Genomic DNA, 13,220 nt, shown 5'->3' with positions numbered 1-13,220 from the left:
GCTGAAGGATTCGATGATGGCAAGAAAAACTTCAGCTTAAATGCGGTCTGTCTTCTATGAAAGTACGTCGATATATTTTTTTCTTATGGTCATTCTACTGTTTTACGCCGGATGACGTCAATTTAATCCGAATTTAATAAGTAAGCACCACGTTCTAGATTCAAATTTAACAAATGTATTTGACAGCGTCATGGATTTTGGTTACGATGATTCTATACAGAAACAGTGTTTCCTAGTAAAAACAAGTGTTCAAATTATGCATAGAGGATGGATGAGAGATGATAAAAGAACAGCATCAATGGGTACTTATTACAGGTGCTTCTTCAGGTATTGGGGAAGTTTTTGCACTCGAAATGGCTTCCAAGGGTAAAAATATTGTGCTGGTGGCCAGAACAGAATCCAAACTGATTCAATTGGCAGAACGTATAGAACGTACATATCAAGTAAGGGCTGAGGTGATCGTATCGGATTTGTCTCAAGTCGATGCACCTCAGAGGGTATATGAGGAATGTCAGAATCGGGGAATACACATCGATATGCTGATCAACAATGCGGGATTTGCTACCCATGGATGTTTTGAACAGGTGGATGGTTCCCGCCAGCAGGAGGAGATTATGTTGAATGTGCTTGCCTTGACAAACATGACGCATCTTTTCTTGCCAGGCATGTTACAGAAGAAAAATGGTGCTGTCATTAATGTGTCTTCGACGGCTGCCTTTCAACCTGATCCGTATATGGCTGTGTATGGAGCGACGAAGGCATTTGTACTTTCTTTTACCGAGGCATTATACGAAGAAAACAGGAAGCGTGGCGTTCAGTTTTTGGCACTATGCCCAGGCTCAACCGAGACTTCGTTCTTTGATGTAGTGGGCGCTGATGAAGCCTCGGTGGGTAAACGTGATACACCTGAGCATGTCGTGGCGGTGGCCATGAGAGCACTCGAGTCAGGCAAACCTTATGCTGTGCCGGGGGCCGGTAATTACTGGACAGCGCAGTTCACCCGCCTCGTGCCACGCAAGTTGATGTTGCGAATTGTAGGAAGTATGCTCCGTCCACGTTCCAAGGGTGGTAAAGCAGAAAAAGTACAAGCCTGATTAGTGGTATAGGGATAAAGCTTTAGGCCAAAATGCCTTTGGCCCGAGCTTCCTTTATCCAACCTGGAAATTCAGTGAGGAGACGATCGTACAATTCTTCATCGCTGATCTTGGAGATGTCGTCGAGAGCAAAAAAGTCAGCATTATCGATGAAACGTCCAGTCATATCATCAAGATTCTCCAGAATACCGTAATTGGCTTGTCCCAGGCCAATGAATTGCCAAAACAGATTTTTGGTTGAACTTTCGGTAATAAGCCGCATGATTTTCCCTTTTTGACTGACTCCACCATCGCTAAAAAAGATAATATACGTTGGAATCTTCACATCGGGTTCCTCGATCGTATATTTGCGAATGACATCCTGCATCACAGGAGGTTCGTTATTGGTACCGCCTTTGCTTCCCAGCGTATATGTGCGCTCAATATAATTCTCGAAATCCCTGGCGGTGACGCTAGGTGCACGCAAGAAGTCTTTGGCGAAGAACCATACGTCCAACTCTCCGTTATCGTCAAATGCTGATGCAATCGCCAGGATACGCTCGAAGGCTTCTTGCACGATGCCTTTGCGATACAGATGGTACATGGAGCCTGATGCGTCAAATACAACGGCAACACGTGCCTGTATAGGTTCAATCTTTTTCTTTTGCAGAGACAGGGTTACTTTACGTTTGAGGAGATCGATCTTGGTCAGGTTTAGCGGTGCATGATTCGTGTTCGGTGCAGCAACAGGTGCCAGGGCTTCTGGAGAGGCGGCTGCAACTTCAGCTCGTGCCGTGTTAAGAACCTGTTCGGCTTCTGAAGTATCGTTACTCTCGATCTCAACACCAAATGATTCTGCCAGCGGCTGCAATCCACCAAAGAAACCTCGTCCAATCGCACGAACTTTGAATCCGTCACGATACTTGTAGATTTCAATGAAAATAAGCGCTGTTTCCGCAGTGACCTGCGTGATCTCATAGGTAATCTGCTGGGAACCAGCTCGTACAATCGCCTGACATGCCTGAACATTGGCGAATGTGCCTTCCGCATCCAGAGTAGCCGTAAACACACATTTTTCTACAGGAGCTTGCCGTAATTGATTCGTATCCAGTACAAAAGAGGATTGCAGTTCATCTGCCTGTTGCAGAAGTACACTGTGGTGGGGATCAGCCTTCTGATTATAAAATACAAAATAGTCGTCAGATGGGACTTTTCCCTCTTCGTTCACCATAAAGCAGCTAACATCCAAGGGAGAAGGAGATGATGTACATTGAATGGTCACCTGAAGTTGGGTGGATTCGTTGATACTGATATTCTGGCCTGTGTTTAAGTGGATGAACGAATCTGTCATAATCGGATGTGCCTCTCTTCTCCAATATAATGGTTGAAAATGAACAGTAACAAGATCGATTCTGAGACAAATGTTTCCATAAGTCAATCTTTTCACCGTTGATCCTACGCCTCATCAGACTCGTACTTTTCCCGATGCTCCTTCTTCATCTTCACATAGTCTGGATCCGTCTTCGCAATCTCCCATTGTGCTTTGAATATAGCGGCGGCTTCTGCCTTCACCTTATCATTCTGATAGGGCAGGATCGAGCCATCCTCCTTCGAGTATTTGCGTCCTCCTTTGTGATTCGTATAACGTCTGGCCCGTGTATAGCCCATCTGGAGAAATTTACGAGCCATATCCATACCCACGAAATCTCCCTTTTTCTTATACTCCAAAAATAGCTCATAGATCTTCTCCGATGACTCTGTCGCAATCTCGGGTGTTTTGAATCGCCAGTGTGGCAGAATCTCGCCTTTGTACGGCTCTACCATCAGAACACCCTGCTCACCTCGGCCTACGGTGTACAGCTCAGGATGTTTGCGCAGATCCAACTCATCATAATTGAGACTGTAATCAAATTTTTTCATGTATACACCCTCCTTGATAGGGATTACCCCGATTCTGAACCAACAAGCACGGTTAATGGGGAACAATAGAAGGAATTACACAGGAGGGATAGCGGTATGGGAATGTCCGGCAGATATCTTGTGGTAACGAAGGAGTTAGTTGAATCCATCAAGTCAGGTGAGATTAGTGTGCATGATTGTGCAGTGGATCTGGATATTGATAAAACGTGGCAGATGCTTCAATTCACGCTGAACGGTAACTTGTTAGAAGGGGAGCCGCCCCTGGGCTATGTGGTGCCTCTCGCAGGTGAGCAATACGTGGGAAACTATTCGGACATGGATCTATTTTTGCTTAGTAACGAGCAGGTGCTGGAAGCCTACATGGCATTGGAGCAACTCACACCGGAAGAATTAAAGGAGCGGTATAGTCTGGACCGGATGATCGCTGAAGGTGTCTATCCAGTCATGGAAGATTGGGATGCGGAAGAGACATTTCAGGAGATCGTTCAGACTGTGGATGATGTCCAGGCCTTATTTCAGGCCACGGCTGCAAGTGGGAACGGGATCATCTTTTATGTTTTCTAAGTGAGCATTGAAATTATGATGGAAAATGGTTGGCCGACACAGAGACAGGTTTGAACTACGCCTATTCGGGTTATTGATAGACACAAGGCTCAGGCCTTGATGACATGACAATCCGGTAGAAGAGAGGGAATGCGATATGACACAGGATCAGAACGAAGAGAATAAAGCGATTCAAGAGGACGAGCCGGATCAATTCGAGACTCCCGCAACTGCGGAAGATGAAGAAACGGATGAGAAACTCGCAGAAGATCAGGAGCAAGAATAACTCCCAGCATTGCACAATGAAGCAGGATGTTTTATCGAAACATACGATATGCTGAAATATAGATAGACCAGAGGTCGGACATGTTCCGGCCTTTTGGTTTATTTTTTTGCGTATCCGTTTACAAGAATTACCTATACCTTCATAATGGAAATGAACCATATTTTTCTAAGGAGGAGTTCATATTACGAATCGGAAGTTAGTCCAATGGATGGCAGTGCCACTAGTACTTTTAATGGTTGTTCTTACAGGATGTCAGGCTGTGGGTGGAGTAGACGTTGGCAAAGCAATGGCCAATGGCGCGAGTATCAAGTCCGGTGAATCCAGACAATCCATGAATATAAACATAGAACCGGCTAAGGAATTTGCTACAGAGAAAGACCTTGAAATGATCGAACTTATTAACTCCATATCCCTGGATATTGATCAAGCCAAAATGAAAGATGCGAAGACAGCATCGATCAAAGGTACACTGAGCATGGAGGGAACGAAGTTACCTTTCCACGTGTCCATGAATGAGTCCCAATTGGTCATTGATCTGGACGGAGCCCAGAAACCGCTGTACATGTCTCTGGATACGTTCCAGGATGCACAGGCGCTTCCGATGGTAGATACGAAGGCTCTGGAGAAACAACTCGAGGAAATTTCCCCGAAACTGTTCTCTTTTGTCCTGAAACATCTGTCCAATCCGAAGAACATCTCCGTAACACCGGTACAGGAATCCGTGAATGGCGAAGCACTTAGCCTCTCCAAGCTGCATCTGGAAGTTAGTGGTGAAGAGATGCTTGCCATGGTTAAACCGTTCCTGACGAGTATTTCGAAGGATGAGCAAGGACTGAAAGATTTGATTGGCGATCTGTACGATGTGTTCTACCCTGTACTGGAAGCAGTGAATGAGGTAGAAGGTGGGGGAGATGACACGCTGAATTCGATCGTTCCTGAATCGAAAGATGAAGCCGTTGCGTCTCTGTATGCCATCATCAAAGTAGGACTGGACAGTATGCTGGTCAATTATGATCAGGAGCTGAACAACCTGTTGAATGAGACTCCTGAATTCAAAACGGTCTTTGGCACAGAAACCAAACTGAAATTGGACTTCTATCTCGACAGCAAGCTGGATATTCGCAAGCAAAACTTTGAACTGAAAGTAGCGCTGCCTGCTTCTGAGGATCTGCCGGTGAACTCTGTAACCGTAAGTGGAGACAGTGAACAGTGGAATATCGGTGGCACAGTTGCAGTTGATGAAGTGGATGTATCGGGAGGCGTTATGGATCTGATGAAGGATGATATTACGCCTGGACAGATGCTGCGCAATTTTGATTCCAATTCACTCGCATACCAATTGCTGAAAGATGAGGCTGGGATCACGAGTAAAAGTGTAGTGCTCTTCCCGGATGATGAATACGCTGGGGCGATCACTGTTAAGAACACAACATTTGTACCGCTTCGCTACGTGTCTGAAGAATTGGATGCTGAAGTGAAATGGACCAAAGGCTCGAACCAAATCGTTGTCATTGACGACATCACTGGTGATGAGATTGTCCTGACCGTAGGTTCCAAGAAGGCAACCGTTGCTGGTAAAGAAGTAACTATGGTGGAATCCGCCTATGTAGGCAAAGACGGCAAGACGTATGTGCCGCTGCGCTTTATGGCTGAATCCCTTGGAGCTACTGTAGATAAGGAACAAGAAACAGGCTGGATTTACATTGACCGTCCTTAAGTGAGACGTTATAAGTAATCCTTAGTATGAGAGGGGATTTCAGAGTATGCCAGATTTCTCGTAATGATCGTGAAAAGAACACCGCAAAAATTCCGTTAGACCATGAACGGGATACGTGTGTCCTTTTGACCCATTACGAGGAGCTTCGGCGTTTCTGAAATGATGAAACGGATCGGGGAGTGCCTCTATTGGAGGTGCTCCTCTTTGTCGTTTCATCCTAAATAAATCCCCAGAGGTGTTGTATATGAAAAGTCAATTATTCACCCATTCAAACTCCGTTACGTTGCGTCCATTTACGCTTGAAGATCAGGCTGCCGTGTATGCATTAACCCAACAACCTGAAATCACAGATGTCCTGCCAGATTGGAAGATGACCGAGGAGCAGTTGCGCGAATTCTTACAATTTGTCGTTGGCAGTTACGAACAGTTCAACCCGGAAGATGTACGCATCCTGCTTGCTGTTGTACACAATAAAGATCAGCGTATCATTGGTTGGTGTGGCGTATTTCCAAATGAACTGCTGGATCGTGATGACCGTGAAGTGGCCTACGCCATCTCCCGGGATTACCGGAATAAAGGATATATCTCAGAGGCGGTGCATGCCCTAACAGCATATTTATTTGAGCATACCTTGCTGGATCGAATTGTGGGCATTGTGAAGCCCTTCAATCAGCCGTCACGCAAAGTTCTGGAGCATGCGGGTTTTCGTTATATCTCTCGCAGGAAACTTGTGGATCAGGAGAACTACGATTATTTTGAACTGCTCAAAGTAAAGACCGAACCAGTGCAACCGAAGCAGATACATTCTGAAATTCGCTTACGACGAGCACAGCAGGAAGATGCTGTTGTACTTACAGAGATTTGCACTCGTGCTTTTGATCATGTCATAAAAGTCTGGGCGGATAATGAGAAGGATATCGATAGCAATCTATGCCCGCCTGATTATTCGTCAGTTCGCATGCATCGTTACGTGATCCGTGAATGGGATTATTATGTTGTAGAATCAGATGGATGCGCTATTGGCGGAGTGAGTGTTAACGTGCTTGGACGAAAACATGCCAGGATCGATAAGATCTATATTGAACCCGTATGCCAGGGCCGTGGCGTGGGAACTCAAGTCATGAGGCTTATTGAGGCTGAATTTCCGCAGATTGAAACCTGGAAGCTGGAGACCTCAGGTCGGCAACTGGATAATCATCATTTTTACGAAAAAATGGGATATGTTTGTATCTATGCATCTGAGGATGAGTTTGTATATGAGAAGAATATGTCCGTTGATTCTTTTGATCCAACATGTGATGAGACATTAGCCAAGGACTCGGGTGAGTCGGTGGTTGAATATGTTCAAGCTAATCTGGACTCAGTCCGTTACAGCACCAGTAATCTGACCAATAGTCGGATTACCGACTGCAACCTGAGTGGAAGCAAATTTACCAATTTAAATATGACCAATATATTGCTAGCTGATTTACGCCTAACTGATAGCAAGATTGAATTTTGTGCTTTGAATGGCGTTCAATTCCAGGACACACATCTTGGATCTGACCGTGTACCCATGCAGTGGGCGCATTGTGATCTTGGGGGAAGTCGTTTTATCGATTGCGATCTATCTGGAGTACAGTTGGAACAGTGTCAAGTGAACGGGATGAAGATCAACGGAGTAGAAGTAAGGGAATTACTTGCAGCCTATGAGGCTATGAAGTCCTGAGGACGAATGTCAGGGCCAATACGGAAGCATACTAATCCGGTTGAGATGATGGCTGTAACTGTTCCCCGTTAGATTAGAGCAAATGAAGAAATGGGTATTTACGTATGGAGGATGTCAAAACAGCAAAGGGAGGTCTATGGATTATGACTGAACGATTTGCGGGTAAAGTGGTACTGATTACAGGCGGTGGCTCCGGTCTCGGACGGTCGGCTGCTGTGGAAGTTGCACGTGAAGGGGCCAAACTTGCCCTAGTGGATGTGAACATGAAGGCGCTGGAAGAGACCAAGCGTGTGATCTCGGAAGAGGTACAGCATGCCGAATTTCTGTTAATTGAAGGTGACGTATCGGACGAAGAAGCTGTGAAGAAGTATGTTAGTGATACGGTCAATGAATTTGGGCGTATCGATGCATTTTTCAACAATGCAGGCATTGAAGGCAAGCAAAACCTGATCGAGAACTACGAGACGGAGATGTTTAATAAAGTTATCGACATCAATCTGAAGGGTGTATTTTTCGGGTTGAAGCATGTTCTACCTGTGATGAAAAAACAGGGCGAAGGCTACATCGTGAACGCGTCCTCTGTTGGAGGGATTCGCGCCGTGCCAAACCTGGTTGCCTACGGAGCGAGCAAACATGCCGTAGCCGGCATGACCAAAGACGCAGCGATTGAATACGCCGAGCACGGGATCAGCGTTAATGCAATTGCACCCGGAGCCATTCTGACAGATATGGTCATCGGTTCGTTCAAACAGATCAATCCGAATGACTGGGAGTCAGCATCCAAAGAGTTCGTGAAGGACAACCCGGCGAAGCGCTTGGGTGAACCGAAGGAAGTAGGGCGTCTCGTTGCCTTCCTGCTGTCTGGCGAAGCACCGTTTATCAATGGAGCCATTATTCCGATTGATGGTGCGCAGTCAGCCAAATATTGATCCCATATTCATCAAAAAGTATATCAATGTGGCATAGATATATACTGAGGAACGCCCTTTTTCGCCAATGTGTGGATTGGGGCGTTCTTTTTTTGATTTGATATTTAAGGGGGCGTATCCCGTATCCGGCAGGTTAAGTATGCTGTAGAATCTGCGGCTTTTTGCTAAACCCGGTACTCCCGGCTATAAAGCCCATCTGGCGATAGAATTCATGTGCAGCTTCACGTTCTGGGCGATTGCCACTGTTCAGAGACAAGGAATCCACGTTATGCGTGGCTGCCCATTGCTCAGCTTCAAGAATGAGCTGACGGCCGATGCCTGAGCCCCTGAACTGGTCGTGTACAACCAATGCCAAGATGCGGCAGTGTCTTCCGTTTTTTTCATACATATAAGAAGTCTGTAATCCGATCAGTCCAACTACGCGGCCTCGTGCTTCAGCAACCAGTGTAGTAAAGTTTGCGTCCGCAGAGATATGGGTATAGCGCTCTTCCATCTCGGCGTACGTGGTGGGATAACCAAGTTGGTCCATCAGAATGACCATATCTTGCAGATCGGTAGTGGAGCTATGTCTAATCGTCACATCCAGGCTCATAATGTTGTATCCTCCTTGGGTCTTTCCTTCAACGAAAGTTCAATAATGGTATCCAGCAGCTCTGCAAAAGAAATGCCTGCAGCAGCTGCACTTTTGGGCAGCAGACTGTTACGGGTAAGACCCGGCAGCGTGTTCACTTCAAGCACATACGGCATACCCTCCCGAATCATCATATCCACGCGAGCGTAGACGCTACATTTGAGCACCTGATAACAGGCCAAGGCCGCAGCTTCGACGCGATGGTGAAGGTCCATAGGTAATTGCACAACCTGCTCATCGGCCCCGTGGTCATCATATTTGGAGGCATAATCGAAAAACTCGGCGCTCGAACGAATGGAGATCACCGGCAGCATCTTACCATCCAGAATGGCACAGGTAATCTCCTCACCTTCGATATACTGTTCAATCATGACCGTATCATCCCAGGCGAGGGCAGCCTCTACAGCAGTTGGCAGGGCGGAAGCTTCCTTCACCACTTGGGTACCGATGCTGGAACCGCCTGAATTGGGTTTGACCACCACGGGGTACGTTAATTGTTGAACAGCAGTTGAGGACAGTTCCTCAATATGACTCACTCGTAGCCACTCTCCTGTAAGTACACCTGCATGCTGCATGAGCTGTTTGGACATGTCTTTATCCATACATACACTACTTGCCAGCACACCACAGCCTGTGTAGGGAATACCCAGAGATTCTAATGTGCCTTGGACCGTACCGTCTTCGCCGTATTTGCCATGCAGGGCAAGCAGTGCCACATCGATCCCCGCTGACTTGTCGATTAGATCGCGCTTGGTATTCAGCTCGATGGGTACAACCTCGTATTTGTCTTTATTCAGGTTTGCAATCATCTCCTGTCCGGTGAGCAGGGAAATATCCCGCTCTGAAGATGTACCGCCCATAATCACGCCAACTTTCATGTGAAATCCTCCTTATCTCATTTGAGCTGCTGTCTCGCCAATGATGCGAATGCCTTTACGTATATTCTCATCGCTGACTCTGGAGAAACCCAGACGCATCGTGTTTACACCCTGACCGGGTTCCAGATAAAAGGTATCCCCAGGTGTGAACGTTACACCTTTCACTTTACAGGCTTCCAGCAGTTCACGGGTTCTGTATTCGGACGGGAACTGCACGAACAGATGCAGACCACCCGCACCGGAAATTCGGCACATTGGCAGATACTGTTTCAGGCAACGAACAACCAATTCATATTTTCGCTTATATTCGGTGCGTGCTCGCTTCAAATATTTCTCGAAATTACCGTTGCTCAGATATTGATACAATAACGATTGGTCCAGCGTGGAGGTATGGATGCTGCGTGCCCGTTTCATACTCTCCAGATAATCAATCAGCGCCGCATCCGCAATAATCCAACCTACCCGCAGACCTGGGAACAGGACTTTGGAGAAGCTGCCCAGATACACCAGTCCATTGCCTTTGCCCATGCTGGCGATCAGGGGAGATACGTGGGAACCTGAATATCGCAATTCTTCGTTAAAACCGTCCTCAATGATGGGTACCTGATACTTGTTCATCAACCGGATGATCTCTACCCGTTTCGCAGGGGACGTCACAATCCCGGTTGGATTGTGATAGGATGGCACGAGATACGCCAGATCATATGGACTTGCCTCAAGTTCATGTTCCAGTTGCTTCAAGTCCAAGCCATCCGGCTCCATGTTCACACCGGTCAGGTGGAACTGGTGCAATTTTAGATTTTTGATTGCCGTGTGGTGCGTTGGATTCTCGCAGAGCGCTTTTCCGCTTTTTTTGCGTAACGCTCCAAGCACCAGATCGAAACCTTCCGTGAATCCGTTGGTGATCAGAATGTCCTTGCCACGGAGGTCGACCCCTTTGTTCTCCATATAACGTAGTAAATAATTCATCAGCGGTCTGTATCCTTGCGCATATCCGTAATTCAGCAGTACTTCGCCTTCAAGTGACATGCGATCCAAAAAAGCCCGCTTCACGTTGTGCAGATCAAACAGCTTTTCATCCGGCGCTATGCTAGTAAACGATATCTCACCTCGCTCTGCTCCGGAGCCATGCTTCATCAGATCGTACTGCTCTGCCTGAATTGCGTACTCGCTTACCTCTGTCGTCCAGTCCAGTTCCCAGTTCGCTGCTGCCTCAGGTGTTTCGATGGAGGCACTGACGTAATTGCCCTTGCCTTTGACTGCATAGATCAGACCTTCATCTTCAAGCTCGGCATAAGCGAGCAGGACCGTGCTGCGACTAACCTTCATGAGTGTACTGAGTTCACGGGTCGAGGGCAGCTTTTGTTTGGCTTGCAGGCCGCCTTTGAGCATCAATCGCTTCATATAATCTTTGACTTGTATATATACAGGGCGGTCCTCCGTCAGTTGCAGATCGGAATACATCCCATCACTCCCTCTACTGGTATCTTGCCATATTATAAACCCAGCAGGAAGAACCACGATACCTCTGTTTCCCTGAGCGTGTGGTTGGTTGTTCGCACAAACGCAAAAAAGCCCTGGCAGTATGCCGGGGCCTGGTGGTGAAACTTGATCCATTTTCTATAGTACTGCTGCTATAATTTCTACAGTTGTATTGCATGACTAGTCTCTCTAGGATCGATAGCTATCTGACCTTCTACGTGTGTCTATTAACTTCAGTACGACTATAATTGCAGGCTTTCTAGGTGATACTTAAAATCTACAGCGAATCATGAATCTAGGTCTTTCTAGGTTTGCTTGCTGCAAGGGTCGATTAGATGATGAATCTACAATCTATAAGCTAGGGTTCTTGCTAACTGTACTCTTGTCGTGATCACGTAACAGAATTCAGCATGAAAAAGATATTCAATCATAGGGTACAATAGACGGAGGTAGATATAAAGACGTATGTCTCAGTGCCCAATTTCTTCCTCATACCCCTATAGTACCACTTTGAATCAGGGAAGTTAACCTTTTTTTTGAAATATTTGTCGTAATAGCGAAAATTGCGTGAATTGTACTTCATATAGATTGAAATGGTGTCCCTTTATAATATGTGATAGGATGTAAACCTATAGATAATGAGGAAGTGAGCCTATTGATTAATATTACCGTGCCAACACCTGATGTAACCATTACAAAGCAGGCTGATCCACAGCTTAGCCACATTTATGGATTTACTGATTTTCACCTGATTACCCGGGAACTAGGCGGGATTTTCATGTTTTACAATGCCGATGGAGAATTGTTATTTGTCGGGAAAGCACGAAAATTAAGACCCCGCATCAAAAAGCATTTTGAAGATACCGTATCACCAATCAAGAATCACCGCGAAGAAGTAACGAAGATTGAAGTATGCCTGGTTGAAGATCCTGTAGATCGTGAAATTTACGAGACGTATATCATCAACACGATGCGTGCGAAATACAATGTAGATAAAGTCTTGTACAAATAAGACGCTTAAAAAGCACATGAACATGCAATGTCTGGGACATATGTCCTAAGTGGTGCGCCAGTGGGTAAGGATGTAATCGAAGGATTGCATCCGATTCCTTCTGGTGCCATCCCGATCTTTTTGAGGGAGTAGCTTGTAGATTTTGAAACGTAGTACGCCCAAACTTAGTATCACAGATATATCAAATACATATGAAGAGGTGATTGTGTTGATCGGTCGTAGCGGAAACCCTACACTTAAAGACAGCACGTTTGAAAACAGAGGATATGGAGAAGATCGGTATCAGAATTACATGACAATCAACGGCACGGTGAACAAAGCGTTTATTACGCTTGTGATTCTGCTGGGCAGTGCGTTTGCAACATGGATGATGTTCTTTAACGGACAACAAGTGATGCCGCTCGCTTATGGTGGATTAATTGTTGGTTTCATTCTGGCACTTGTGATTTCGTTCAAACCAGTAGCGGCACCTTATCTCGTACCGGTCTATGCCGTGGCAGAAGGCCTGTTCCTGGGAGCACTCTCCGCAACCTATGAGTCACTGTATAACGGAATTACATTGCAGGCGGCTCTGTTGACCATGGCTGTATTCATCGCTCTGCTGGTGGCATACAAAACCAGATTGATCAAAGCTACGGAGAACTTCAAGTTGGGCGTTGTTGCTGCAACTGGCGGTATCATGATCATGTATCTGTTGAGCTTTGTACTGGGTTTCTTCGGCATTTCGATTCCTTATCTGCATGATAACAGCTTGATCGGCATTGGTATTTCGGTCGTTATCGTCATTGTGGCTGCCCTCAATCTGGTCCTTGATTTCGACTTCATCGAGGGTGGTGCTGAACGTGGTGCGCCCAAGTACATGGAGTGGTACGGTGCATTTGGATTGATGGTGACGCTGGTATGGTTGTACATTGAGATCATCCGTCTGCTGGGCAAATTGCGTAGCCGGGACTAGTTTCATAAAATCCTTCTTCCTCTGACTCAGAATCGCATTCCCCAAAAAGTTGATGGGTGTAGAAATACGCCGTTGGCTTTTTGTTG

General features: G+C 46.2%; 13 protein-coding genes. 8 read left to right on the top strand and 5 right to left on the bottom strand.

Annotation, left to right across the window (positions count from 1 at the left end; all coding sequences use genetic code 11):
- Positions 1 to 278: 278 nt before the first annotated feature.
- Complete coding sequence (locus MKY95_RS32190; RefSeq protein ID WP_339196098.1) at positions 279 to 1,094, top strand: SDR family oxidoreductase; 816 nt, start codon at positions 279 to 281, stop codon at positions 1,092 to 1,094.
- A 22-nt stretch (positions 1,095 to 1,116) separates the two neighbouring features.
- Here the strand turns inward: MKY95_RS32190 and MKY95_RS32185 are convergent, their stop codons facing one another.
- Positions 1,117 to 2,424 carry a VWA domain-containing protein gene (locus MKY95_RS32185; protein ID WP_339196096.1) on the bottom strand — a complete coding sequence of 436 codons (1,308 nt, stop codon included), beginning with the start codon at positions 2,422 to 2,424 and terminating at the stop codon, positions 1,117 to 1,119.
- 104 nt (positions 2,425 to 2,528) lie between these two features.
- Positions 2,529 to 2,993 (bottom strand): DUF4385 domain-containing protein, encoded by a 465-nt coding sequence (locus MKY95_RS32180; RefSeq protein WP_047840920.1) that lies wholly within the window; start codon positions 2,991 to 2,993, stop codon positions 2,529 to 2,531.
- Positions 2,994 to 3,089: 96 nt separating this feature from the next.
- On the opposite strand from MKY95_RS32180, the gene MKY95_RS32175 reads away from it, so the two are divergent.
- The 5 genes from MKY95_RS32175 (at position 3,090) to MKY95_RS32155 (ending at position 8,176) form a co-directional block, all read left to right on the top strand.
- Positions 3,090 to 3,557 (top strand): YfbM family protein, encoded by a 468-nt coding sequence (locus tag MKY95_RS32175; protein ID WP_339196094.1) that lies wholly within the window; start codon positions 3,090 to 3,092, stop codon positions 3,555 to 3,557.
- A 136-nt stretch (positions 3,558 to 3,693) separates the two neighbouring features.
- Complete coding sequence (locus tag MKY95_RS32170; protein WP_017691584.1) at positions 3,694 to 3,822, top strand: hypothetical protein; 129 nt, start codon at positions 3,694 to 3,696, stop codon at positions 3,820 to 3,822.
- Between the two features lie 208 nt (positions 3,823 to 4,030).
- A complete protein-coding gene (locus MKY95_RS32165) occupies positions 4,031 to 5,539 on the top strand; it encodes a copper amine oxidase N-terminal domain-containing protein (protein ID WP_076251974.1) in 1,509 nt (502 codons plus the stop codon).
- Positions 5,540 to 5,783: 244 nt separating this feature from the next.
- Positions 5,784 to 7,247 carry a GNAT family N-acetyltransferase gene (locus MKY95_RS32160; protein WP_083669986.1) on the top strand — a complete coding sequence of 488 codons (1,464 nt, stop codon included), beginning with the start codon at positions 5,784 to 5,786 and terminating at the stop codon, positions 7,245 to 7,247.
- Positions 7,248 to 7,390: 143 nt separating this feature from the next.
- Complete coding sequence (locus MKY95_RS32155; RefSeq protein ID WP_076251972.1) at positions 7,391 to 8,176, top strand: glucose 1-dehydrogenase; 786 nt, start codon at positions 7,391 to 7,393, stop codon at positions 8,174 to 8,176.
- Between the two features lie 133 nt (positions 8,177 to 8,309).
- Here the strand turns inward: MKY95_RS32155 and MKY95_RS32150 are convergent, their stop codons facing one another.
- The 3 genes from MKY95_RS32150 to MKY95_RS32140 are packed head-to-tail and all read right to left on the bottom strand — an operon-like array spanning position 8,310 to position 11,149.
- A complete protein-coding gene (locus MKY95_RS32150; protein WP_243391265.1) occupies positions 8,310 to 8,768 on the bottom strand; it encodes a GNAT family N-acetyltransferase in 459 nt (152 codons plus the stop codon).
- Positions 8,765 to 9,685: a D-alanine--D-alanine ligase gene (locus MKY95_RS32145; RefSeq protein WP_076320378.1), complete on the bottom strand. Its 921-nt coding sequence runs from the start codon at positions 9,683 to 9,685 to the stop codon at positions 8,765 to 8,767. Before MKY95_RS32145 ends, MKY95_RS32150 begins: the two co-directional genes overlap by 4 nt.
- 12 nt (positions 9,686 to 9,697) lie before the next feature.
- Positions 9,698 to 11,149 (bottom strand): PLP-dependent aminotransferase family protein, encoded by a 1,452-nt coding sequence (locus MKY95_RS32140; protein ID WP_076320377.1) that lies wholly within the window; start codon positions 11,147 to 11,149, stop codon positions 9,698 to 9,700.
- A gap of 673 nt (positions 11,150 to 11,822) precedes the next feature.
- Between MKY95_RS32140 and MKY95_RS32135 the strand changes: the two genes are divergently transcribed.
- The gene (locus MKY95_RS32135) at positions 11,823 to 12,179 is read left to right on the top strand and encodes a nucleotide excision repair endonuclease (RefSeq protein WP_076320376.1); all 357 of its coding nucleotides are present in this window, start codon (positions 11,823 to 11,825) and stop codon (positions 12,177 to 12,179) included.
- 208 nt (positions 12,180 to 12,387) lie between these two features.
- On the top strand, positions 12,388 to 13,134 hold the full coding sequence (locus MKY95_RS32130; RefSeq protein WP_036612268.1) for a Bax inhibitor-1/YccA family protein: 747 nt from the start codon (positions 12,388 to 12,390) through the stop codon (positions 13,132 to 13,134).
- The last annotated feature ends 86 nt before the right edge of the window (positions 13,135 to 13,220 follow it).

This window comes from Paenibacillus sp. FSL P4-0176 (genome assembly GCF_037975265.1).
GTDB classification, from domain to species: Bacteria; Bacillota; Bacilli; order Paenibacillales; family Paenibacillaceae; genus Paenibacillus; species Paenibacillus amylolyticus.
Note: the sequence above shows the minus strand (reverse complement) of the source record. Positions and strands in the feature narration are given on the sequence as shown.

What these genes read in the sequence shown, in the direction of transcription:
- MKY95_RS32175 (WP_339196094.1), top strand. Translation starts at nt 3,090, where the DNA reads ATGGGAATGTCCGGCAGATATCTTGTGGTAACGAAGGAGTTAGTTGAA.
- MKY95_RS32190 (WP_339196098.1), top strand. Translation starts at nt 279, where the DNA reads ATGATAAAAGAACAGCATCAATGGGTACTTATTACAGGTGCTTCTTCA.
- MKY95_RS32140 (WP_076320377.1), bottom strand. Translation starts at nt 11,149, where the DNA reads ATGTATTCCGATCTGCAACTGACGGAGGACCGCCCTGTATATATACAA.
- MKY95_RS32180 (WP_047840920.1), bottom strand. Translation starts at nt 2,993, where the DNA reads ATGAAAAAATTTGATTACAGTCTCAATTATGATGAGTTGGATCTGCGC.
- MKY95_RS32155 (WP_076251972.1), top strand. Translation starts at nt 7,391, where the DNA reads ATGACTGAACGATTTGCGGGTAAAGTGGTACTGATTACAGGCGGTGGC.
- MKY95_RS32150 (WP_243391265.1), bottom strand. Translation starts at nt 8,768, where the DNA reads ATGAGCCTGGATGTGACGATTAGACATAGCTCCACTACCGATCTGCAA.
- MKY95_RS32165 (WP_076251974.1), top strand. Translation starts at nt 4,031, where the DNA reads ATGGCAGTGCCACTAGTACTTTTAATGGTTGTTCTTACAGGATGTCAG.
- MKY95_RS32185 (WP_339196096.1), bottom strand. Translation starts at nt 2,424, where the DNA reads ATGACAGATTCGTTCATCCACTTAAACACAGGCCAGAATATCAGTATC.
- MKY95_RS32170 (WP_017691584.1), top strand. Translation starts at nt 3,694, where the DNA reads ATGACACAGGATCAGAACGAAGAGAATAAAGCGATTCAAGAGGACGAG.
- MKY95_RS32160 (WP_083669986.1), top strand. Translation starts at nt 5,784, where the DNA reads ATGAAAAGTCAATTATTCACCCATTCAAACTCCGTTACGTTGCGTCCA.
- MKY95_RS32145 (WP_076320378.1), bottom strand. Translation starts at nt 9,685, where the DNA reads ATGAAAGTTGGCGTGATTATGGGCGGTACATCTTCAGAGCGGGATATT.